Here is a 20,953-nt window from a genome sequence, read left to right on the forward strand (position 1 = left end):
CCAAGGTGCGGTCGGGTCCCGGTCAGCCGCTCGTGCGGGCCGCCTGCCGGGGGTTGCTCGGCCAGGAGCCCGGGTCGAGCGGATCGCTGCCCGCACGGACCTCCTTGCCGTCGTTCTGGCCACCGTTGTCGGTGTCGCGGTCGCACGGGTTGGTCCGGTGCTTGCGGACCTCCGCGCCGTCCTTGAGGCCGTCCCGGTCGCTGTCGGCCCGCTTGGGGTTGGTCGGGCAGCGGTCGTAGCGCTTGTTGGCCGAGCCCTTGACCTCCTGCCCGTCGGTCAGGCCGTCGCGGTCGGTGTCCTTCCGGCGGGGGTCGGTCTTGTGCTTCTTGACCTCCTTGCCGTCGGTCAGGCCGTCCTTGTCGGTGTCCTTCTTCAGCGGCTTGGTCTTGGTCTGCTTGACCTCCCGACCGTCGTTCAGCCCGTCGTCGTCAGTGTCCTTGTCCAGCGGGTCGGTGCGGGTGCCGTTGACCTCGCGACCGTCGCGCAGGCCGTCGCCGTCGGTGTCGGGGTCGAGCGGGTCGGTGCCCGCCGCGGCCTCGGCGGCGTTGTCGAGGCCGTCACCGTCGGTGTCGGCGCCGCCCAGAGGGCCGTCGTCGGTCGGGTCGAGCGGGTCGGTCCCGTTGTCGACCTCGGCGCCGTCCTCGACGCCGCCGTCGTCGGTGTCGGCGTCGGTCGGGTCGGTCCCGGCCTCGTCCTCCTGGCCGTCGGTCAGGCCGTCGTCGTCGGTGTCGGCGCTGTTCGGGTTCGTGCCCGCGTCGGTCTCCGCGCCGTCGCTGACCCCGTCGTCGTCGGAGTCGGGGTCACGCGGGTCGGTCGGCCTGTTGCCGAAGGCGTCGTTCTCCGAGCCCGAGGTCTCCTCGCCGTCGCTGAGGCCGTCGCCGTCGGTGTCGACCCGCGGTACGTCGTCGCTCCGGTCGCGCGGATTGGTGCCGTTGCGCACCTCGACGCCGTCGATCACGCCGCCGTCGTCGGTGTCGGAGTCGTTCGGGTCGGTCGGCTGGCCGTTGAACCGGACGTTGGCCGACCCGCTGGCCTCCTGCCCGTCCCCGAGCCCGTCGTTGTCGGTGTCGGCGTCGTCGGGGTCGGTCGGCCGGCCACCGAAGGTCGTGTTGGCCGAGCCGCTCGTCTCCTGGGCGTCGGTGAGCCCGTCCCCGTCCCGGTCGGCCTGGCCGGCGGGCGGGGCGACGGTGCGGTCGTCGGCCGGGACGTCGCGCGGGTTGGTGCCGTGGGCGACCTCCTGGCCGTCGCTCACACCGCCGTTGTCGGTGTCGACGTCGCGGGGGTCGGTGCGGTGGGTGTTGACCTCCTGGCCGTCGGTCAGGCCGTCGTCGTCGGTGTCGGTGTCGTTGGGGTTGGTGCCGAGCTGCACCTCGCGGCCGTCACCGAGCCCGTCGCCGTCGGTGTCGGCGACCGCGGGGTTGGTGGGCCGGCCGCCGTAGAGCGTGTTGGCCGAGCCGGAGGTCTCCTGCGCGTCGGTCAGCCCGTCGCGGTCGGTGTCGGTCGCCGGGTTGTCGTCGGCGGGGTTGTTCGGGTTCGTCGGGGGAGTGCGGCCGACCTCCGTGCCGTCGTCCACGCCGCCGTCGTCGGTGTCGGCGTCGAGCGGGTCGGTCCGGGTCTGGTTCACCTCGCGGCCGTCGCCGAGCCCGTCGTGGTCGGTGTCGCCCACGAGCGGGTCGGTGCGGTGGGTGGTGACCTCCTGCCCGTCGGTCAGGCCGTCGTTGTCGGTGTCCCGGTCGTTCGGGTTGGTCCCGATCCGGACCTCGGCGCCGTCGTCGACCCCGTCGTCGTCGGAGTCCGCGTCGCGCGGGTCCGTGGGTCGCGGCGTCCACGGGTTGCGGCTGCCGCTCGTCTCCTGGGCGTCGGTGAGCCCGTCGCCGTCGGTGTCCTCGGCGCCCACCTCGGTGCCGCAGACCAGGCCGCCGACGGGCGCCTTGGCCTCGACGTGCATCGGGAACAGGTCGACCTCGGCCACGACGATCCCGTCGCCGCCCGGCAGGACCGGGAGCAGCTCGAGCTCGAGGTTCAGCACGGTGGCGTCGCCGACGGCGGAGGTGCCGTCGGCGGCGACCGTCTCGGTCTGGGCGCCGAGGGAGAGCTCGAGACGCAGCAGCGGGTTGTCCGGGACCGGCAGGCGGAACGGCACGCCGGGGGCGAGCGGCTCGGCCTGCTGGCCGCCGGCGGCGACCGTCACGACCGGGGCCTGGTAGTCGACCGAGGACTGGCCCGCGTCGCCGGTGACGGTCGCGGTCAGCCGCGGCGCAGTCACGACGCGCACGGCCAGGTCGCCGCCGAGCAGCCGGAGGTCGGCGGCCGAGCCCACGGCCTCGGCGACGACGTCCCGGCCGCCGTTGGCCTCGCCGTTGGGGACGAAGCGGGTCGACTGGCTCGCGCTGGCCGTGCCCGGCAGCGCGACGAGGGCGCCCACGCCGGGCACGTCGAGCACGGAGGCGCCGGCGGTCGTCACGCTCGAGCGGGACACGTCGGGGACGCTCGGGAGGCACTGGCCGCCCGCGCCGAGGCGAGCCTGGGCGGTGGCCTCCGACACCCGAGGGTGAGGACGCCGGGGATCGAGCTGGTGGGCACGATCGAGGCCGTCGCCGGCGTCGGGTGGTCCGGGGGTGCGGTCTGCGAGGCGGAGGCCAGCAGGCCGGGGAGGTCCTGGCCGAGGAGCGCCGCGTCGAGGTTCGCGGCCCGGGCGGTCACGCGGGGGTCGGTGGCGCCGACGGTGCCGCGCACCGGTCCGAGGCCGACCTCGGCGGCGGTGAGGAGCCCGCCGAGGTCGACCGCGCGGGCGTGGAGGATCTCGCCGGTGACCGTCGAGGTGGTGGTGGTGGGGACGTTCTGCGGCGCTGCGGTCGATGCGGGGGAGGCGACGACCGTGAGGGAGAGGGCTGCCGTCGAGAGTCCGACGGCGGCCCCGAGGGGTCGGATGAGCTTCATCTGCTGTCTCCTGTGGCGGGGTCGGGGGGAGGCGCCCGCGCCGAGAGCCGTCCTGCCGAGACCGGGCAGACCGAGGGCGGGGGAGCACCGGCGAGGGGGCCGACCGGCGCCGGGGCACCTGTCAGGGGGTGCGCGTGGGGCGGGACGGGACGTCGCTCGAACGCGACGTACCCGCGCCGGGGGCGGGTATGCGCCCGACTTCGCGGCATCCTCGGGCGGGACGGCTCGGACTGCCCCGGTGGCCGGAGTTGGCTCCGCCTCGCGCAGCGGCGTACGCTGGCTCGTGCGCCAGAGGTCTGCCTGCGTCCCGGACGGAGTGGACCTCGCTCGCTATCAGTCCGACCTGCTGCTCCGCGGCTCCCGGGCACGACTCCATCGGTAGTGAAACAAGACCTCCCGCGCGCGCCCGCACGACTTCTGCCCACCCAAGGATCTGTCTCTACATGACGAGCACCATCTCCACTTCTCCGGACTACGACGCGCCCCAGGTGGCGGTCAACGACATCGGGTCCGAAGAGGACTTCCTCGCCGCGATCGACGCGACCATCAAGTACTTCAACGACGGTGACATCGTCGACGGCACCATCGTCAAGGTGGACCGCGACGAGGTCCTGCTCGACATCGGCTACAAGACCGAGGGCGTCATCCCCTCGCGCGAGCTGTCGATCAAGCACGACGTCGACCCCTCCGAGGTCGTCGCGGTCGGCGACAAGGTCGAGGCCCTCGTCCTCCAGAAGGAGGACAAGGAAGGTCGTCTGATCCTGTCCAAGAAGCGCGCCCAGTACGAGCGCGCCTGGGGCACGATCGAGCAGGTCAAGGAGGAGGACGGCGTCGTCGAGGGCACCGTCATCGAGGTCGTCAAGGGCGGCCTGATCCTCGACATCGGCCTCCGCGGCTTCCTCCCGGCCTCCCTGGTGGAGATGCGCCGCGTGCGCGACCTCCAGCCCTACGTCGGCCAGACGCTCGAGGCGAAGATCATCGAGCTCGACAAGAACCGCAACAACGTGGTCCTGTCGCGTCGCGCCTGGCTCGAGCAGACCCAGTCCGAGGTCCGCCACGGCTTCCTGACCCAGCTCCAGAAGGGTCAGATCCGCAAGGGTGTCGTCTCCTCGATCGTCAACTTCGGTGCGTTCGTGGACCTCGGCGGCGTCGACGGTCTCGTCCACGTCTCCGAGCTGTCCTGGAAGCACATCGACCACCCGTCCGAGGTCGTCGCCGTCGGCGACGAGGTCACCGTCGAGGTCCTCGACGTGGACATGGACCGCGAGCGTGTCTCCCTGTCGCTGAAGGCGACCCAGGAGGACCCGTGGCAGCACTTCGCCCGCACCCACCAGATCGGCCAGATCGTGCCGGGCAAGGTCACCAAGCTGGTGCCCTTCGGCTCGTTCGTCCGCGTCGAGGAGGGCATCGAGGGCCTGGTGCACATCTCCGAGCTGGCCGAGCGCCACGTGGAGATCCCCGAGCAGGTCGTCCAGGTCAACGACGACGTCATGGTCAAGATCATCGACATCGACCTCGAGCGTCGCCGGATCTCGCTCTCGCTCAAGCAGGCGAACGAGACCGCCACGGCCGCGGACGTCGAGGAGTTCGACCCGACGCTGTACGGCATGACCGCGACGTACGACGAGCAGGGCAACTACGTCTACCCCGAGGGCTTCGACCCGGAGACCGGCGAGTGGCTCGAGGGCTACGAGGAGCAGCGCGCGACCTGGGAGGAGCAGTACGCCAAGGCGCACGCCCGCTGGGAGGCCCACGTCAAGCAGCAGCAGGAGGCCGCCAAGGCCGAGGTCGAGGCCGGCGAGGCCACCTCGTACTCCAGCGGTGGCACGGACGAGTCCTCGAGCAACGAGGGCGGCGGCTCGCTCGCCTCGGACGAGGCGCTGCAGGCGCTCCGCGAGAAGCTCACCGGCGGTCAGTGACCCACGCGGCGGTCCCTCGGTGACCGCCCTGCTGCCCCGGTAGCACCAGCACCACGCACGAAGGCCCGGCCACCTCACGGTGGCCGGGCCTTCGGCGTTGCCGGCCGGCGGCTGCGCCGGTGTGCGGCGCCCCGGCTCACCCGCGGGCGGGGGACCGGAACTGCGGGTCCTCGAAGCGGGATGCCGGCGGGCGGGACGGCCCGGGGCCGTCGTGGCGGGTGCGGCGGACGGTCTCGACCGCGAGTGCGGTCGCGAGCAGCAGGAACAGGATCAGTACGGTCATGGCAGGAATCCTGCTGCGATGTCGATCCTGCCACGAGTGGCAGAGATGACACTGCACATTGATTTCCTGCCACTTCTGCGGAAGGCTTCGCACCGTGCGCAACGTGGTGGTCCTCGTCCAGGACGGTGCCGAGCCCTTCGGCCTCGGTTCGATGTGCGAGGTGTGGGCCGAGCCCTACCACCCCGAAGACGACAACCCGGTCTTCGACTTCGCGGTCGCCACCCCGCGACCTGGCCGCGTGCGGGGCGCCTCCGGCTTCGACCTCCACGTCGAGCACGGGCTCGACGCCGTCGCCTCGGCCGACCTGGTGTGCGTGTGCCCCAAGCGGGACTACCTCGACCCCTCCCCGGAGGTGGCGGCCGCGGTCCGCGCGGCGTACGACCGCGGGGCGACGATCTTCGCCCACTGCACGGCCGCCTTCGTCCTCGGCGAGGCGGGCCTGCTGGACGGCCGGCGCTGCACGACGCACTGGCGCCACGTCGACGCGCTCGTCGAGCGCTTCCCGCAAGCCGAGGTCGACCCGGACGTCCTCTACGTCCACGACGGGCGGGTCGTCACCGGCGCGGGGTCGGCCGCCGGGCTGGACGCGGCGCTCCACCTGCTGCGCGAGACCTTCGGTGCGGCGACCGCGGCGGCGACGGCGCGCCGGATGGTGGTCCCGCCGCACCGGGACGGCGGGCAGGCGCAGTTCATCGCCCGCGCCGTGCCCGACTGCGACGTCGAGACGCTGGGCCCGCTGCTCAGCTGGATCCTGGAGAACCTCGGCGAGGACCTCGACGTCGACACGCTCGCCCGGCGGGCGCTGATGTCGCCGCGGACCTTCGCGCGGCGGTTCCGCGCGGAGACCGGTGCGACCCCGCACGCCTGGGTGACCCGGCAGCGCGTCCTGCGCGCCGAGCACCTGCTCGAGCGGACCGACCGCCCGGTGGAGTGGATCGCCGGTGAGGTGGGCTTCGCCAACGCGGCGACCCTGCGCCACCACTTCGCGCGGGTGCGCGGCGTGAGCCCGCAGCAGTACCGCCGGCAGTTCGCCTGCTGAGGCCCTCGCCCCTCAGCGCGGCAGCCGGTCGCGCAGCACCTTCCCGGTCAGCGTCCGGGGCAGCTCCTCGAGGAACCACCACGTCTTCGGCCGCTTCGGCGGGGCCAGCCGCTCCCGGACGTACGCCGCCAGGTCGGCCTCCGACGCGGCTCCGACGACCGCGGCGCACACGCGCTGCCCCCACTGCTCGTCGGGCACGCCGTACACCGCCACGTCCTCGACGCCCGGGTGCTCGCGCAGCGCCTGCTCGACCTCGAGCGGGTAGACGTTGACCCCGCCGCTGATGACCAGGTCCTCCCGCCGCCCGTCGAGGTGGAGGTAGCCGTCGTCGTCGAGCCGGCCGAGGTCGCCGACGCTGAACTCGTCGCCCCGCCAGGCGGCGGCGGTCTTCTCCGGCGCGCCGTAGTAGGTGAACCGGGCGAAGTCGGGCACCGCGCACCAGATCGTGCCGTCGTCGGCGACGCGCAGCCGCCGGCCCGGGCGAGCGCGGCCGACGGTCCCGGGACGCTGCAGCCACTCCTCGCTGCGGCAGGCGGTGAACTGGCCCTCGGTCGAGCCGTAGAACTCCCAGGTCGACCCCGCGGGGAACGTCTCGAGCAGCCGCCGCTTGACGTCGTCGGGGCACGGCGCGCCCGCGTGGGCGACCAGCCGGAAGCAGGACAGGTCGGGCCACCCCTCGGCGTCCCAGTGCGCGAAGAGCCGCTGCAGGTGCGTCGGCACGCAGAACATCGTCGTGGGCCGCTCGGCGGCGATGGCGGCGGTGATGCGCGCCGGGTCGAACGGCCCCGGCACGACCACGCGGCCCCCGGCCAGCGCGGTGCCCATGGCGAAGCGCAGGGGCGCGGAGTGGTACAGCGGGCTCAGCACGAGGTTGACGTCGTCGGCGGCGAAGCCCCACAGCGCGCGCTCCTCCTCGACCAGGGCGCGGGCACGGTCCTCGTCCAGCAGCCCGCTGAAGACGCCCTTGGGGGTGCCGGTCGTGCCGCTCGTGACGTGCATCGGCCGACCCAGCGGCAGCGACCGGCGGCTGTCCGCATCGACGAGCGCGGCGAGGTGCTGCTCGTCCTCGACCACCACCGTCGGGTCGAGCCCGGCCAGGACGCGCTCGCGCTCGTGGCTCGTCAGGCGCGGGTCCAACGGGATCGGGAAGACCCCGCGGGCGAGCAGGGACAGCACCGCGTCGAGGTACGTCGTCGAGCCGGGCACCAGGAGTGCGACCCGGTCGCCGGGCACGAGCTCGGGCTGGGCCGGGGTGGTCACCGGCGGCAGCGTAGTGCGGTCGCCGCCGCCCCTCGTCGCGGGCTCGACGGCGGTGCGGGGCCGGTCGTGCCGGTGACGTACCTTGGCGCCCATGCGCGTGGGACTCACCGGCGGCATCGCGTCGGGCAAGAGCACGGTGTCGGCGATCCTGACCGAGCTGGGCGCGATCGTCATCGACGGCGACGCGCTGGCCCGCGAGGTGGTCGAGCGCGGCACGCCGGGGCTGCAGCGGGTCGTCGAGATCTTCGGGCCGGAGGTCCTCACCCCCGAGGGCGACCTGGACCGGCCGGCGCTCGGCGCGATCGTCTTCGCCGACGAGGCGCGCCGCAAGGAGCTCGAGTCGGTGGTGCACCCGCTGGTCTTCGAGCGGATCGTGGAGCTGGAGGGGGCCGCGGGCCCCGAGGACCTCGTCGTCCACGACATCCCGCTGCTCGCCGAGTCGGGCCGCGCGGCCACCTTCGACGCGGTCGTCGTCGTCGACGTGCCCGTCGAGACGCAGGTCGACCGGATGCTCGCCCTGCGCGGGATGACCCGCGAGGACGCGGAGGCCCGGGTGCGCGCCCAGGCGACCCGCGAGCAGCGGCTGGCGATCGCCACGCACGTCATCGACAACACCGGCACGCTCGAGGACCTGCGCCGCCGCGTGCTGGAGGTCCACGCCGAGCTCGTCGGGGGAACCGCGTGAGGCGCGCGCTGCCCGCACTCGGCCTCGCCGCCGTGCTGGCCCTCGGCGGGTGCTCCGGCGCGGGCGACGACCCGCAGGAGGCCGCGGCCCCCGGCACCGCGAGCAGCGGTCCGGCCGCTCCCACCACGAGCGCCCCCGCCGACCCCGACCAGCCGACCGGCTGGGGCCCCACGGAGGGCGAGCTGGCGCAGGCGCGCGCGCTCGTGGCGGACTGGGACGCGGCGCAGCTGGCGGGTCAGGTCATCGTCGGCCGCTTCCAGGGCTACGACGCCGCGGAGGCCGCCGCGATGGTGCGCGACCTGCACCTCTCCGGCCTCTGCGTCACCTCCGGCAACGTCGTCGACGCCGCGCAGGTGCGCGAGCTGAACGCCGCGGTGTCCGAGGCGGTCGCCGCCGGCGGCCGCACGTTCCCGGCGATCCTGGGGGTGGACCAGGAGGGCGGGGTGGTCAGCCACCTGCGCGGTATCGCGACCGAGTTCCCGTCCTTCGCGCACGCCGGCCCCGCGGTCGCCCGGGGCCGTCCCGGCCGCGAGGTGGTACGCCGTGCGGCCGAGGCCACCGGGCTGGAGCTGCGCGACCTGGGCTTCACCTGGGTGTTCGCTCCGGTGGCGGACGTGACCGTCGGCGCAGCCGACCCGACGATCGGCACCCGGTCGCCCTCGACGGACCCGGCGCTGGCCGCGGCCGCGGTCGGGGCCGCCGTGACCGGCTACAACGACGCCGGCGTCGTCTCGACCACCAAGCACTTCCCGGGCCACGGCTCGGTGACCGCCGACAGCCACGAGTCGCTGCCGGTGCTCGGCCGCACCGCCGAGGAGCTCGCCGCCACCGACCTGCCGCCGTTCGAGGCGGCCGTGGAGGCGGAGGCGCCGGCGGTGATGATCGGCCACCTCGACGTGGAGGCGATCGACCCCGGCGTGCCGTCGAGCCTGTCGGGCCCCGTCTACGACTTCCTGCGCGAGGACGTCGGGTTCGAGGGCGTGACGATCACCGACTCCCTCGGCATGGGCGCGGTGATGGGCCGCGAGAAGCCGGCCGTCACCGCGCTCAACGCCGGCGCCGACCTGCTGCTCATGCCACCCGACACCCGCAACACCCACGCGGTGGTCACCGCGGCGATCGAGTCGGGCGAGGTCACCCGCGAGCGGGCCGAGGACGCCGCGGCGATGGTCGTGGCGCTCCAGATGTGGCAGGCGCGCGTCGCGGGCGAGGTGGAGGTGCCCGCGAACGTGGTCGAGCTCGCGGGAGAGGCCTCCCGCGAGCTCGACGCGGCGTACTAGGGGCGGATCGCGGTCAGGCGGCGAGGTCCGGGTCGGCGATCCGGCGCAGCTTCTGCAGCGCCTCCCGCTCGAGCTGGCGGACCCGCTCGGCGGAGATGCCGTGCTTGGCGCCGATGTCGGCCAGCTTGTGCTGCCGGCCGTCGGTGAGACCGTAGCGCGAGCGGATGATGTCGGCGGCGCGGTCGTCGAGGTGGCCGACCAGGCTGTTGAGCCGGTCGCGCGACTCGGTGTCCAGGACGGTGAGGTCCGGGCCGGGCGCGGTCTCCTGCGCCATCAGGTCACCGAGCGAGGTGTCGCCGTCGTCGTCGACGGGGGAGTCGAGGCTGACGTGCTCGCGGCCCCACGACATCAGGTCCAGGACGCGGTCGAGGTCCATGCCGAGCTCGGCGGCGATCTCCTGCGGCTCGGGGTCGCGACCCAGCTGGCGCTCCAGGGTGCGGCGGGCGCCGCCGACCTGGTTGAGCTCCTCGACGACGTGGACGGGGAGCCGGACGACCCGGGCCTGCTGCGCGATGCCGCGGGTGATCGCCTGGCGCACCCACCAGGTGGCGTACGTGGAGAATTTGTAGCCCTTGGTGTAGTCGAACTTCTCGACGGCGCGGATCAGGCCGGTGTTGCCCTCCTGGATCAGGTCGAGCATCGGCATCTGCGCGCGGCCGTACTTGCGGGCGATGGAGACGACGAGACGCAGGTTGGCGGTGATGAACTGGTCGACGGCCTTGCGGCCCTCCTCGGCCAGCCACTCCAGCTCCTCCTGGTTGGCCGCCATCGGCGCTCCGCCCTTGCGGCGCCCGATGCGACCCTCGGCGAGCAGGTGCTCGGCGTACAGGCCGGCCTCGATCGTCTTGGACAGCTCCACCTCGGCGGCGGCGTCGAGCAGGGCGTTGCGGGCGATCTCGTCGAGGTAGAGACCGACGCTGTCGCGCCCCTCGATCTCGCGAGCCCCGGACTGTGCGGTGCGTGTGGCCATGCGATGCCCTCCTCACTGTGAGGGCCTGCCGGGCACCTCACGCCGTCTACAACGCACCCGGTGTCCCGGCGATTCCCGGACCAAACCTGAGTGCCTTCACCGAGATCGACGACTGGGAAACGCCTGGAGTTGCAAGGCTTTCGGACTCTCAGGCACTTCTCAGGACGCGGTCTCCTCGACGGTTGTTCGGCGCCGCGGCCCGGGCGGATGCCCGGACCGCGACGGCAGCGCTCAGCGGCCGGCCAGGCCCATCCGGTCGAGCATCCAGGCGAGGCTGAAGGCGCGGTCGTGCCATGCCTTGTAGCGCCCGGACACACCGCCGTGGCCCGCCGACATCTCGGTGCGCAGCAGCACGTCTGCCCCGGGGTTGGTCGCCCGGATCCGCGCCACCCACTTGGCCGGCTCGACGTAGAGCACGCGGGTGTCGTTGAGCGAGGTCTCCGCGAGGATCGAGGGGTAGGGGCGCTCGGCGACGTTGTCGTACGGCGCGTACGACGCCATGTACTCGTAGACCTCGGGGTCGGCCTCGGGGTTGCCCCACTCGTCGTACTCGGTCACGGTCAGCGGCAGCGTCGCGTCGAGCATGGTGGTGAGGGCGTCGACGAACGGCACGCCGGCCACGATGCCGGCGAACATCTCCGGTGCCTGGTTGGCCACCGCTCCCATGAGCAGCCCGCCGGCGCTGCCGCCCTCGGCGACGAGGGTCTCCGGGGTCGTCCAGCCCCGGTCGACGAGGTGGCGGGCGCACGCGACGAAGTCGGAGAAGGTGTTCTGCTTGCGCATCAGCTTGCCGTCGTCGTACCACCGCCGGCCCATCTCCCCGCCGCCGCGCACGTGCGCGATGGCGAAGGCCGCGCCCCGGTCGAGCAGCGAGAGCCGCGCGACGGAGAAGTAGGGGTCCATCGAGGCCTCGTACGCGCCGTAGCCGTAGAGCAGCGTCGGGACCGGGGCGCTCCCCATCGTCTCGTCCTCGCGGGCGTCGCGGCGGCACACGATCGAGATCGGGATCCGCTCGCCGTCCTCGGCGGTCGCCCAGAGCCGGTGCTCCTGGTAGTCGGCCGGGTCGTAGCCGCCGAGCACCGGAGCCTGCTTGAGCAGGGTCAGCTCCCGGGTGCGGACGTCGTAGTCGTAGACCGAGGACGGCACCGCCATCGTGGTCCAGCCGATCCGGACCGTGGGCTGGTGGAAGCCGGGGTTGCCGCCGGAGCCGACGGTGTAGAGCGGCTTGTCGAACTCCACGAGGTAGTCCTCGCCGGGGCCGTCCGCGCCGAGCTCGATGATCCGCAGCTGGGTGAGCCCGTTGCTGCGCTGGTGGACGACGAGGTGGCCGGCGAAGGCGTCGACGTCCTCGAGGCGCACCGCGGGGTCGTGGGGGACCAGCGGGGCCAGGTCGGCGATCGGGGTCGGCGCGACGGGCGCGGTGCCGATCTCGAAGTCCGGCCCGGTCGCGTTGTGCAGCACCAGGAACCGGTCCTCGCCCGCGACGACGGCGTGGTCGAGGGTGTACTCCACACCCTCGACGCGCTCGGCGAAGACCTGCAGGCCGAGCTCGGGGTGGTCGGCGTCGAGGTAGCGGTACTCGGAGGTGACCTTGGAGCCGGCGGCGACGACGATGAACCGGTCGGTGCGGGTGCGGCCGACGCCGACCCAGAACCGGCCGTCGGTCTCGTGGTGCACCAGCTCGTCGTCGGCCTGGGCGGTGCCGAGGCGGTGGCGCCAGATCTTGTCCGCGCGCCAGGAGTCGTCGACGGTCGTGTAGTAGAGGTTCTTGCCCGACCGGTCCCAGGTGGCACCGCCGATGACGCCGGTGATCTCGTCCTCGAGCAGCTCACCGCTGTCGAGGTCCTTGACGCGGACGGTGTAGCGCTCGTCGCCGACGGTGTCGGTGGAGTAGGCCAGCAGGGTGCCGTCGGGGCTGACCGCGGAGCCGCCGAGGGAGAAGAAGTCGTGGCCCTCGGCGAGCGCGTCGAGGTCGAGCAGCACCTGCTCGCCGGGCAGCGCCGGCTCGTCGGGGGCGCAGTCCTCCGCGGGCGTCGGCGGGGTCCAGTCGTCGGGGTCGGTCACGGGGACCCGGCAGGTGGCGCCGTACTCCTTGCCGGCGAAGGTGCGTCCGTAGTACCAGTGGCCGCGGTTGCGCGTCGGCACCGACAGGTCCGTCTCGCGCGTGCGGCCCTTGATCTCCTCGAAGATCGTCTGGCGCAGGTCGGCGAGGTGGGCGGTGCGCTCCTGGGTGAAGGCGTTCTCGGCCTCGAGGTGCGCGAGGACCTCGGGTGAGTCCTTGTCGCGCAACCACTCGTAGTCGTCGACGCGGGTGTGCCCGTGGATCTCTCGGCTGGTGGGGCGGCGGGCGGCGACGGGGGGCTGCATGCCGGCAACGCTAGCGTCGCCTCCGTGGACACCCGACCGGCCGTCGACCTCAACGCCGACCTGGGGGAGGAGGTCACCGACGACGCCGCCCTGCTGGCGCTGGTCACCAGCGCGAACGTCGCCTGCGGCTACCACGCCGGCACCCCCGCGATCATGCGCGCGGTGTGCGCGGAGGCGGCCGCGCGCGGGGTTTCGGTGGGCGCCCAGGTCTCCTACGACGACCGGGAGAACTTCGGGCGGGTCGCCCGCGACGTACCCCCCGAGGTGCTGCGGGAGCAGGTCGCCGACCAGGTGGGCACGCTGGCATCGATCGCCGCCGCGGCCGGGACCTCGGTGCGCTACGTCAAGCCGCACGGGGCGCTCTACCACCGCGTCATCGACGACGAGGAGCAGGCGGCCGCGGTGCTCGCCGGCTCGGGGGACCTGCCCGTGCTCGGGATGCCCGGCCGGTTCCTCGACCTGGCCGCGGCCGCCGGGCGTGTGGTCCGGCTCGAGGGCTTCCCCGACCGGGCGTACGCCGCGGACGGGCGGCTCGTGGCCCGCGGCGAGCCGGGAGCCGTCCTCGAGGACGCCGATGCCATCGCCGCGGCGGCGCTCCGGCTCGCCCCGGGCGTCGACTCCCTGTGCCTGCACGGCGACACCCCCGGCGCGGTGGTCCACGCCACCGCGGTCCGGTCTGCGCTGGATCGCGCGGGTTGGGCGCTGCGCCCCTTCTGACCTGCTTTGATCAGCCCATGACCCGCACCCGCGCCGCGCTGGCGACGACCTCCCTGCTCGCCCTCGCCGCGCTGTCGGCGTGCAGCTCCGAGCCCACCTACGACGCCGAGGAGATCGCCGCGAAGGTCGTCGCGGAGCAGGAGAAGGTCACCCCCGACCTCGAGGTCGCCGACGGGACCTGCGAGGAGGACGTGCCGCTCGAGGTCGACGAGGTCATCGGCTGCACCGTGTCGATCGCCGGCGTCGAGGCGCCGTACGACGTCACGGTCACCTCCCTCGAGGAGGAGCGGGCGAACTACCGGATCGAGCCGGCCAAGGCGGTCATCTCCGTCGAGGCGGTCAAGGGCGCGCTGACGGCGGAGCTGGAGAAGCAGGGCGTCACCGGTGCCGAGGTCGACTGCGGCGGGGACGCCATCCGGGTCGAGGACCCGGGCACGACCTTCACCTGCACGATGTCGCTGGGTGGTCGCAGCCGCGAGGCCACCATCACCGTGCAGGACCTCCAGGGCAACATCGGCTACGAGTTCTGAGCCGTGCGAGCGCGCCCCGTCGGCCCGACCGCGGTGCTCGTCGAGGTCGGCGGGCCGGCGGAGGCGCTCGCGCTGGCGGCCTGGGTGCGTGAGCAGGGCGTCCCGGTGACCGACGTGGTGCCCGCCGCCGAGACGGTGCTGCTCGACGGCACCGACCCGGCGGCCGCCGTGCGCGTGCTGGCGGGCTGGTCGCCCGAGGCGCCGCCCCCGGCGGGGGCGTTGGTCGAGGTGCCGGTGGTCTACGACGGCGAGGACCTGTCCTTCGTCGCCGAGCACTGGGGGACGAGCGTCGAGGACGCCGTCGAGCGGCACGGGGCGACCACGTTCGTCTCGGCCTTCTGCGGCTTCGCGCCCGGCTTCGCCTACCTCGCCGGGCTGCCCGACGAGCTGGCCGTGCCGCGGCTGGACTCGCCGCGGGCGCGCGTGCCGGCCGGCTCGGTCGCGCTGGCCGGCACCTGGTGCGGCGTCTACCCGACGGCCTCCCCGGGCGGGTGGCGGATCCTCGGCCGGACCCAGGTCCGGCTCTGGGACGCCGATCGCGACCCGCCCGCGCTGCTCGCGCCGGGCACGAGGGTCCGGTTCGTGCGCGCATGAGCCTCCACGTGCTGGCTGCCGGGCACCTCACCACCGTCCAGGACCGCGGCCGTCCCGGGTACGCCCACCTCGGCGTGCCGCGGGCGGGCGCGCTCGACCGCCCGGCCGCCGACTTGGCCAACCGGCTCGTCGGCAACCCCCAGGGCGCGGCCGTGCTCGAGGTGACCCTCGGCGGGCTCACGGTGCGGGCCGACCGCGACTGCTGGGTCGCCGTCACGGGCGCCGACGGGCCGGTCGGCGTGGACGGGGTCGCCCGCGGCCACGCCCGCGCGGAGCGGCTGCCCGCCGGCGCCGTGCTCGAGGTGGGTACGCCGCGGCGCGGGGTCCGCTCCTACGTCGCGGTCGGCGGGGGGATCGCGGTGGAGCCGGTGCTCGGGTCCCGGTCGACCGACACGCTCGCCTGGATCGGCCCGCCGCGGGTCGTCGACGGGGCGGTGCTCCCCGTCGGCGAGCCGGCCGGTGGGCCGGTGCCCCACGACACCCCGCGCCCGCCCGCGGCCGGGCCGCTGCGGGTCCACCCCGGTCCCCGGGCCGACTGGTTCGCGGGCGACCCGCTCGCGGCGGTGTGCGCGGCGACGTACTCCGTGGACGCGGCGTCGAACCGGGTCGGCCTCCGCCTGGACGGCCCGCCGCTGGAGCGAGCTCGCGGCGGGGAGCTCGCCAGCGAGGGGATGGTCCTCGGGGCGGTGCAGGTGCCCCCGAGCGGCCGGCCGGTGGTGTTCCTGGCCGACCACCCGGTGACGGGCGGATACCCGGTGGTGGCGGTCGTCGACGCCGCCGACCTGTGGCGCTGCGCTCAGCTGCGCCCCGGCGACGAGGTCCGGTTCGCACCCGCGGGCTCGGGCTCGGGCTCGGCCGGGACGTCCTCGGGTGCCACGACCCGGACGTCGAACTCGTAGCCCCACTCGGTCCCCTTCACGGGGTCGCCCTGGGCGATCCCGCGGTCGCGGTCGGCCCGCGGAGCCGGCCGGTAGCCGATGACCTTGACGTGGAGCATCGTGCCGACGAGGTCGGCCGGCGGGGTGATCCGCACGATCGGCTCGGCACCGCGCGAGCGCCAGGGGAGCGGGTAGTCCTCGTCCTGGTACCAGCCGAAGCGGTCGTCGCCCTCGACGACGCCGTGGTAGCGGTCGACACCGCTGGCGAAGCGGGCGTCCTCGCCCCAGGTGCCGTCGAAGGTGATGGTGTAGGTCTCGCCGGCGACCATGACCTCCTCACCGTCGAGGGTGAGGGTGTCGAGGTGGGCGCGGTCGGGGTGGGCGACGGGGGTGGGGATGCGCAGCCGCTTGACGGGACTGGTGCGCACGACCCGCTTGCCGCGCAGCTCGGAGACCGTGAAGCGGTAGGTGCGTCCGGCGCGGAACCCGCCCTTGTCGCGGTCGACGAAGACGCCGCCGGTGGTGCCGTAGACGTCCTCGATTTTCACGGTGGGACCGCCCTGGATGCCCACCCGGTAGGTGTGACCGGCGCGTGCGCCGGAGAAGGGCACGAAGACGCCGGCCCAGCCCCACAGGTAGCCGGCGCCACCGCACTCGCAGCCGAGCTGCACCTGCCCGACCCGCAGCGGCGCGGGCGCCGCCTCGGTCCGCACCGCGGCCGGTCCCAGCAGGGCGACCAGTGCTCCCGCGAGGGCCAGGGCCACCGCGGCCAGCCTGCTCCGTGACGTCGTGTGCTGCATCGGTCGTCCTCCTCCGCTCGGTCGGGTCGGTCCCGGCCGCCGGAGGCGATCGAAGCCGTCCGCGTCCGGCGGCGCGGGGATTCGGGCCTGTCCGGACGTTCCCGGACAGGAGGTGCCGGCGCCCGGGTCGGCTCGGGTCGGCTCGGGTCGGCTCGGGTCGGCTCAGGCGGGCGGGTCGTCGGGGTCCTCGCCGGGCAGCGGCGGGGGCACCCAGGCGCTGAGCGCGGGGTCGTCCTCGGCGTAGGAGCGCACCGGCCCGGCCGGGGTCTCGGCGGTCTCGAACCGGACGGTCACCACGCCTCGGCCCGAGCCCCACACCCAGCCACGGCCCATCTCGGCGTGGACGACGTCCATGCCAGGAGCCCAGGTGCGTCGGGAGTGGTGGGGCACCTCGACCTGCGGGAGCTCCTCCTCCGGCTCGGCCTCGCCGAACAGGTCCTCCTGGACCCAGTCGGCCAGCCCGGAGACGCCCACGCCGAGCAGCCGCACGCCGCCGGAGGTGTCGAGGTCGGCGAGCAGGGTGCGGGCGATGCGGGCGACGGTGCCGGCGCTGTCGGTCGGGGAGGGGAGCGTGGAGGAGCGGCTCAACGTGGTGAAGTCGTGCAGCCGCACCTTGATGGTCACGGTGCGGCCCGACAGCCCGTGCTTGCGCAGCCGCGCCGCGACCTCGCCGGCCTGCCGGGTGAGCAGGCCCTCCATCAGCCGGCGGTCGGTGAGGTCGGTGTCGTAGGTGCCCTCGACGCTGACCGACTTGGCCTCGCGCTCGGCCACCACCGGCCGGTCGTCGAGGGCGCGCGCCAGGTGGTAGAGCCCCGAGCCGTGTGCCTTGCCCACCAGCCGCACCAGCTCCTCGAGGGTCACCGACTCCAGCTCGGCCACCGTCTGGATCCCGGCCCGGCGCAGGCGCTCGGCCGTCGCCGGCCCGACGCCCGGGATGACGCTGACGTGCATCGGCCGGAGCAGCTCCTGCTCGGTGCCCGGGGCGACGACGACCAGGCCGTCGGGCTTGTCGAGGTCGCTGGCCACCTTGGCGATGAACTTGCTCGTGCCGAGGCCCACCGAGGCGGTCAGCCCGCGGGTCGCCTCGGTCACCCGACCGCGCAGCTCCTCGGCGAAGGCGGTCACCGTCGGCACCTCGAGGTCGGGCAGGCCGGCCTGCTCGAGGTCGACGAACGCCTCGTCGAGCGAGAGCGGCTCGACCAGCGGGGAGACCGAGCGCAGCAGCGACATGACCGCGTGGGAGGCGTCGCGGTAGGCGTGGAAGCGGCCGCTGAGGAAGGCCGCGTGCGGGCACCGCGACCGCGCCTCGCGGGTCGACATGGCCGACCGGACGCCGTACACGCGGGCCTCGTACGACGCCGTGGAGACCACCCCGCGTCCGCCGACGCCGCCGACGACGACCGGCTTGCCGCGCAGCGACGGCTTGTCGCGCTGCTCGACGGCGGCGAAGAACGCGTCGAGGTCGAGGTGCATGACCGAGGCCTGTGCGCGCACCTCAGCGCCCCGTCCGGCCGGTCATGGCCCGGAACCTACCTCCGGCCCACCCTCCGTCCACAGGCGCGGAGCGCTGCGGCTCCCTCCACAGGCCCGGCCGGACCGTCCGGCCACGGCCGGTGCCCGCGGGGAGCGTCGGCCCATGACCACATCCCACCCGGCCACCGGCCGCACTCCCTACACCGCCCGCACGCCCGAGGACCTCCTCGCCGCCGTGCCCGTCGTCCTCGGCTTCCGCCCGCGCGAGTCCATCGTGCTGCTCACGTTCGGGGCCGTCCGGCCCTTCCACGCCCGCGTCGACCTGCCGGCCACGCAGACCGAGGCGGACAGCACCGCCCAGCAGCTGCTCGAGCCGGCCCTGCGCCACGGCGTGCGCTCCGTCGCGGTGCTGGTGTTCACCGGCAACGACCGGGCCGGTGCCCGGGCCGGCCGCGCCGTTGTCCGCGCGTTCACGCGCGCGGGCATCGACGTCGTCGACGCGATCCGAGCCCACGAGGGCCGGTGGTACGTCGCCAGCGGCCCGCGCGGCGACGTACCGCTGCGCGGTGTGCCCTACGACGTCTCGGCGCACCCGTTCGCCGCGCAGGCCGTGCTCGAGGGGCGCGTCACCCACGACTCGCGCGAGGACCTCGCCGCCTCCCTCGCGCCCCGGCCGGCCGCCGTCCGCGCGGTCCTCGAGGCCGTGGTCGCGATGCCCGGCGGGGAGTCGTCACCGCAGGTCGAGGGCCGCTGGGTCGCCGCCCTGGTCGCCCGCCACGTCGAGGAGGGGACCAGCCCGACCGACGACGAGGTCGCCCGGCTCGTCGTGGGGACCCTCGACGTCCCGGTCCGGGACGCGGCCTGGGGCCTGATGGCGCGGGAGGGCGCCGACCGGCACGTCCGGTTCTGGGTCGACGTCGTCCGACGCACGCCCGACGCCTTCCTGGCCGACCCGGCGGCGCTGCTCGCGTTCGCCGCCTGGCTCTCCGGCCACGGCGCGCTGGCCTGGTGCGCGGTGGACCGCTGCGAGGACGTCGCCCGCGGCCACCGGCTCGCCGGCTACATCGCCCACGTGCTGACGCGGGCGATCCCGCCGACGGTCTGGGAGGACGTCCAGCGCGACCCGGCCGCGGGCTGAGCCGGGCCCGGAGCGGGCGGGCCGTCGAGGTGGGTACCTCTCGGACGTGTCGAGCAACGCGATGACGAGCCCGCGCGTCCGGCGGAGGGGTGGCCACCATGGGTGAGGAGGTCGACGCCCAGGAGTTCTCGCGGGCCGACCGCACGCGCCACCGCGAGAAGGTCCGGCGCTGCCTGGACGTGTTCGCGCGGATGCTGCGCGACTCGCGGTTCGACACCGACGACCCGATGACGGGCATCGAGGTGGAGCTCAACCTGGTCGACGAGCTCGGTGACCCGGCGCTGCGCAACGCCGAGGCGCTCGAGGCGATCGCCGACCCGGACTTCCAGACCGAGCTCGGTCAGTTCAACATCGAGATCAACGTGCCGCCCGCGCGCCTGCGCGAGGGCGGGCTGACCACCTTCGAGCAGAACCTGCGGCGCAGCCTCAACGACGCCGAGTCCAAGTCGGCGGCCGTCGGGGCGCACCTCGTGATGATCGGGATCCTCCCGACGCTCACCGGTGAGCACATGAACCCCGACAGCCTCAGCCCGAACCCGCGCTACAAGCTGTTGAGCGAGCAGATCCTGGCCGCCCGCGGCGAGGACATCTCCATCTCCATCGACGGCCCGGAGCGGCTGCTCACCACCACCGACTCGATCGTCCCCGAGGCGGCGTGCACCAGCACCCAGTTCCACGTGCAGACCTCACCGGCGCAGTTCGCGTCGTACTGGAACGCCTCGCAGGCGATCTCGGCGGTGCAGCTCGCGGTCGGTGCGAACTCGCCGTACCTGCTCGGTCGGGAGCTGTGGCGCGAGACCCGGATCCCGCTCTTCGAGCAGGCGACCGACACCCGCAGCGAGGAGCTCAAGGCGCAGGGCGTGCGCCCGCGGGTCTGGTTCGGCGAGCGGTGGGTGACCTCGGTCTTCGACCTCTTCGAGGAGAACGTCCGCTACTTCCCGGCGCTGCTGCCGATCACCGACGACGAGGACCCGCTGGCCGTGCTCGAGGGCGGCGGCACCCCGAACCTCGCCGAGCTCCGGCTGCACAACGGCACGATCTACCGCTGGAACCGGCCCGTCTACGACATCGCCGGCGGCGTCCCGCACCTGAGGGTGGAGAACCGCGTGCTGGCCGCCGGTCCGACGGTCGCGGACACGGCGGCGAACGCCGCGTTCTACTTCGGCCTGGTCCGCCACCTCGCGGAGAGCGAGCGGCCGCTGTGGTCGCAGATGTCGTTCAGCGCGGCCGAGGAGAACTTCCACGTCGCCGCCCAGCAGGGCATCGACGCGCACGTCTACTGGCCCGGCGTCGGGCAGGTCCGCGCGACCGAGCTGGTGCTGCGCCGGCTGCTGCCGATGGCGCGTGCCGGGCTCGACGCGTGGGGCGTCGACAGCGCCGAGTCGGACCGGCTGCTCGGCATCATCGAGGGGCGCTGCTCGACCGGGGTCAACGGCGCGGAGTGGTTCGCGGGCCGGATGCACGAGCGGTCGGCGGAGGACCGGTACGACGCGCTGCGCGCGACGCTGCTGGAGTACCGCGAGCGGATGCACACCAACGAGCCGGTGCACACCTGGGGCTGATCTCGGGGACTGATCTCGGGGGCTGACCTCGGGGGCGGGGTCAGCGCTCGCGCAGGCGCTGCCAGGTACGTCCGGCGCCCGAGCGGGGGTCCCACCAGCCCCGGCGGTTGACGACGACCATGACCAGCACCGCGTCGGCCTCGGCGTACGCCGTCCGCGCCGCGGCCAGCCAGGCCGCGTCGACGTCCTGGAGCTCCAGGGGACCGGTGCGGGTCAGCCACACCAACGGCTCGCTGCCGAGCGCACGTCGGGTCGCGGCCCGCATCGCCGCGACCGCGTCCGCCCGCAGAGCGTGGTCCAGGCGGTCCTCGGGGCGGACCGCCAGCACCCGCTCGGCCCCGCCGGGCACGCCCACGTGGACGAGCGGGAGGTGCACCCGGCGCCGCTCGCCGCGGGCGTGCTCCAGCACCGCACGGCGCAGCAGCCGGCCCAGCTCGGCCGGGACGGCCACCGGCACGCCGGCCTCGGGGGACGGGGGAGCGCTCTGCACCCGACCAGCGTCCCCCGCGACCGCCTCG

Annotated in this window: 19 protein-coding genes; 10 read left to right on the forward strand and 9 right to left on the reverse strand. The window is 74.3% G+C overall.

From position 1 onward, the window contains the following. Nucleotides 1–22: 22 nt before the first annotated feature. Both QWY28_RS09125 and QWY28_RS09130 read right to left on the reverse strand, forming a co-directional pair. Nucleotides 23–2,479 (reverse strand): hypothetical protein, encoded by a 2,457-nt coding sequence (locus QWY28_RS09125; protein WP_300952186.1) that lies wholly within the window; start codon nucleotides 2,477–2,479, stop codon nucleotides 23–25. After that, on the reverse strand, nucleotides 2,461–2,940 hold the full coding sequence (locus tag QWY28_RS09130; RefSeq protein ID WP_300952187.1) for a hypothetical protein: 480 nt from the start codon (nucleotides 2,938–2,940) through the stop codon (nucleotides 2,461–2,463). The genes QWY28_RS09125 and QWY28_RS09130 overlap by 19 nt, the downstream gene beginning before the upstream one ends. A 443-nt stretch (nucleotides 2,941–3,383) precedes the next feature. On the opposite strand from QWY28_RS09130, the gene rpsA reads away from it, so the two are divergent. After that, complete coding sequence (gene rpsA, locus QWY28_RS09135; protein ID WP_300952188.1) at nucleotides 3,384–4,859, forward strand: 30S ribosomal protein S1; 1,476 nt, start codon at nucleotides 3,384–3,386, stop codon at nucleotides 4,857–4,859. Nucleotides 4,860–4,995: 136 nt separating this feature from the next. On the opposite strand, the gene QWY28_RS09140 is transcribed toward rpsA, so the two are convergent. Further along, on the reverse strand, nucleotides 4,996–5,142 hold the full coding sequence (locus QWY28_RS09140) for a hypothetical protein (RefSeq protein ID WP_300952189.1): 147 nt from the start codon (nucleotides 5,140–5,142) through the stop codon (nucleotides 4,996–4,998). 94 nt (nucleotides 5,143–5,236) lie between these two features. Here QWY28_RS09140 and QWY28_RS09145 point away from each other — a divergent pair, with 94 nt between their 5' ends. After that, nucleotides 5,237–6,181, forward strand: coding sequence for a GlxA family transcriptional regulator (locus tag QWY28_RS09145; RefSeq protein WP_300952190.1), 945 nt, complete (start codon nucleotides 5,237–5,239; stop codon nucleotides 6,179–6,181). 12 nt (nucleotides 6,182–6,193) lie between these two features. Here QWY28_RS09145 and QWY28_RS09150 read toward each other — a convergent pair whose 3' ends face one another. After that, nucleotides 6,194–7,441 (reverse strand): class I adenylate-forming enzyme family protein, encoded by a 1,248-nt coding sequence (locus QWY28_RS09150; RefSeq protein ID WP_300952191.1) that lies wholly within the window; start codon nucleotides 7,439–7,441, stop codon nucleotides 6,194–6,196. A gap of 91 nt (nucleotides 7,442–7,532) precedes the next feature. Here QWY28_RS09150 and coaE point away from each other — a divergent pair, with 91 nt between their 5' ends. Then, a complete protein-coding gene (gene coaE, locus QWY28_RS09155) occupies nucleotides 7,533–8,126 on the forward strand; it encodes a dephospho-CoA kinase (protein WP_300952192.1) in 594 nt (197 codons plus the stop codon). After that, nucleotides 8,123–9,406 carry a glycoside hydrolase family 3 N-terminal domain-containing protein gene (locus tag QWY28_RS09160; RefSeq protein ID WP_300952193.1) on the forward strand — a complete coding sequence of 428 codons (1,284 nt, stop codon included), beginning with the start codon at nucleotides 8,123–8,125 and terminating at the stop codon, nucleotides 9,404–9,406. The genes coaE and QWY28_RS09160 overlap by 4 nt, the downstream gene beginning before the upstream one ends. 13 nt (nucleotides 9,407–9,419) lie before the next feature. Here the strand turns inward: QWY28_RS09160 and QWY28_RS09165 are convergent, their stop codons facing one another. Next, the gene (locus QWY28_RS09165; protein WP_300952194.1) at nucleotides 9,420–10,376 is read right to left on the reverse strand and encodes a sigma-70 family RNA polymerase sigma factor; all 957 of its coding nucleotides are present in this window, start codon (nucleotides 10,374–10,376) and stop codon (nucleotides 9,420–9,422) included. Nucleotides 10,377–10,607: 231 nt separating this feature from the next. Then, the gene (locus QWY28_RS09170; RefSeq protein WP_300952195.1) at nucleotides 10,608–12,743 is read right to left on the reverse strand and encodes a S9 family peptidase; all 2,136 of its coding nucleotides are present in this window, start codon (nucleotides 12,741–12,743) and stop codon (nucleotides 10,608–10,610) included. A 24-nt stretch (nucleotides 12,744–12,767) separates the two neighbouring features. On the opposite strand from QWY28_RS09170, the gene QWY28_RS09175 reads away from it, so the two are divergent. The 4 genes from QWY28_RS09175 to QWY28_RS09190 are packed head-to-tail and all read left to right on the forward strand — an operon-like array spanning nucleotide 12,768 to nucleotide 15,483. Further along, complete coding sequence (locus tag QWY28_RS09175) at nucleotides 12,768–13,460, forward strand: 5-oxoprolinase subunit PxpA (RefSeq protein WP_300952196.1); 693 nt, start codon at nucleotides 12,768–12,770, stop codon at nucleotides 13,458–13,460. A gap of 17 nt (nucleotides 13,461–13,477) precedes the next feature. Further along, nucleotides 13,478–13,990 carry a DUF4333 domain-containing protein gene (locus QWY28_RS09180; RefSeq protein WP_300952197.1) on the forward strand — a complete coding sequence of 171 codons (513 nt, stop codon included), beginning with the start codon at nucleotides 13,478–13,480 and terminating at the stop codon, nucleotides 13,988–13,990. A 3-nt stretch (nucleotides 13,991–13,993) separates the two neighbouring features. Continuing rightward, nucleotides 13,994–14,584 (forward strand): 5-oxoprolinase subunit B family protein, encoded by a 591-nt coding sequence (locus QWY28_RS09185; protein ID WP_300952198.1) that lies wholly within the window; start codon nucleotides 13,994–13,996, stop codon nucleotides 14,582–14,584. Beyond that, nucleotides 14,581–15,483 carry a 5-oxoprolinase subunit C family protein gene (locus QWY28_RS09190; protein WP_300952199.1) on the forward strand — a complete coding sequence of 301 codons (903 nt, stop codon included), beginning with the start codon at nucleotides 14,581–14,583 and terminating at the stop codon, nucleotides 15,481–15,483. Before QWY28_RS09185 ends, QWY28_RS09190 begins: the two co-directional genes overlap by 4 nt. On the opposite strand, the gene QWY28_RS09195 is transcribed toward QWY28_RS09190, so the two are convergent. Then, nucleotides 15,381–16,262 carry a hypothetical protein gene (locus tag QWY28_RS09195; protein ID WP_300952200.1) on the reverse strand — a complete coding sequence of 294 codons (882 nt, stop codon included), beginning with the start codon at nucleotides 16,260–16,262 and terminating at the stop codon, nucleotides 15,381–15,383. The genes QWY28_RS09190 and QWY28_RS09195 overlap by 103 nt on opposite strands. A 162-nt stretch (nucleotides 16,263–16,424) precedes the next feature. Beyond that, nucleotides 16,425–17,756, reverse strand: coding sequence for a DNA polymerase IV (locus QWY28_RS09200; protein WP_300952201.1), 1,332 nt, complete (start codon nucleotides 17,754–17,756; stop codon nucleotides 16,425–16,427). Between the two features lie 142 nt (nucleotides 17,757–17,898). Here QWY28_RS09200 and QWY28_RS09205 point away from each other — a divergent pair, with 142 nt between their 5' ends. Both QWY28_RS09205 and QWY28_RS09210 read left to right on the forward strand, forming a co-directional pair. Further along, nucleotides 17,899–18,873, forward strand: a complete 975-nt coding sequence (locus tag QWY28_RS09205; RefSeq protein WP_300952202.1) for a DUF4192 domain-containing protein — start codon at nucleotides 17,899–17,901, stop codon at nucleotides 18,871–18,873. Nucleotides 18,874–18,971: 98 nt separating this feature from the next. Then, complete coding sequence (locus tag QWY28_RS09210; protein WP_300952203.1) at nucleotides 18,972–20,435, forward strand: glutamate-cysteine ligase family protein; 1,464 nt, start codon at nucleotides 18,972–18,974, stop codon at nucleotides 20,433–20,435. A gap of 40 nt (nucleotides 20,436–20,475) precedes the next feature. Here QWY28_RS09210 and QWY28_RS09215 read toward each other — a convergent pair whose 3' ends face one another. Next, a complete protein-coding gene (locus QWY28_RS09215) occupies nucleotides 20,476–20,925 on the reverse strand; it encodes a hypothetical protein (protein ID WP_300952204.1) in 450 nt (149 codons plus the stop codon). Nucleotides 20,926–20,953: the final 28 nt, after the last annotated feature.

This window comes from Nocardioides oceani, from assembly GCF_030412965.1.
Lineage (GTDB): Bacteria > Actinomycetota > Actinomycetes > Propionibacteriales > Nocardioidaceae > Nocardioides > Nocardioides oceani.

What these genes read in the sequence shown, in the direction of transcription:
- QWY28_RS09130 (WP_300952187.1), bottom strand. Translation starts at nt 2,940, where the DNA reads ATGAAGCTCATCCGACCCCTCGGGGCCGCCGTCGGACTCTCGACGGCA.
- rpsA (WP_300952188.1), top strand. Translation starts at nt 3,384, where the DNA reads ATGACGAGCACCATCTCCACTTCTCCGGACTACGACGCGCCCCAGGTG.
- QWY28_RS09140 (WP_300952189.1), bottom strand. Translation starts at nt 5,142, where the DNA reads ATGACCGTACTGATCCTGTTCCTGCTGCTCGCGACCGCACTCGCGGTC.
- coaE (WP_300952192.1), top strand. Translation starts at nt 7,533, where the DNA reads ATGCGCGTGGGACTCACCGGCGGCATCGCGTCGGGCAAGAGCACGGTG.
- QWY28_RS09165 (WP_300952194.1), bottom strand. Translation starts at nt 10,376, where the DNA reads ATGGCCACACGCACCGCACAGTCCGGGGCTCGCGAGATCGAGGGGCGC.
- QWY28_RS09170 (WP_300952195.1), bottom strand. Translation starts at nt 12,743, where the DNA reads ATGCAGCCCCCCGTCGCCGCCCGCCGCCCCACCAGCCGAGAGATCCAC.
- QWY28_RS09180 (WP_300952197.1), top strand. Translation starts at nt 13,478, where the DNA reads ATGACCCGCACCCGCGCCGCGCTGGCGACGACCTCCCTGCTCGCCCTC.
- QWY28_RS09190 (WP_300952199.1), top strand. Translation starts at nt 14,581, where the DNA reads ATGAGCCTCCACGTGCTGGCTGCCGGGCACCTCACCACCGTCCAGGAC.
- QWY28_RS09195 (WP_300952200.1), bottom strand. Translation starts at nt 16,262, where the DNA reads ATGCAGCACACGACGTCACGGAGCAGGCTGGCCGCGGTGGCCCTGGCC.
- QWY28_RS09205 (WP_300952202.1), top strand. Translation starts at nt 17,899, where the DNA reads ATGACCACATCCCACCCGGCCACCGGCCGCACTCCCTACACCGCCCGC.
- QWY28_RS09210 (WP_300952203.1), top strand. Translation starts at nt 18,972, where the DNA reads ATGGGTGAGGAGGTCGACGCCCAGGAGTTCTCGCGGGCCGACCGCACG.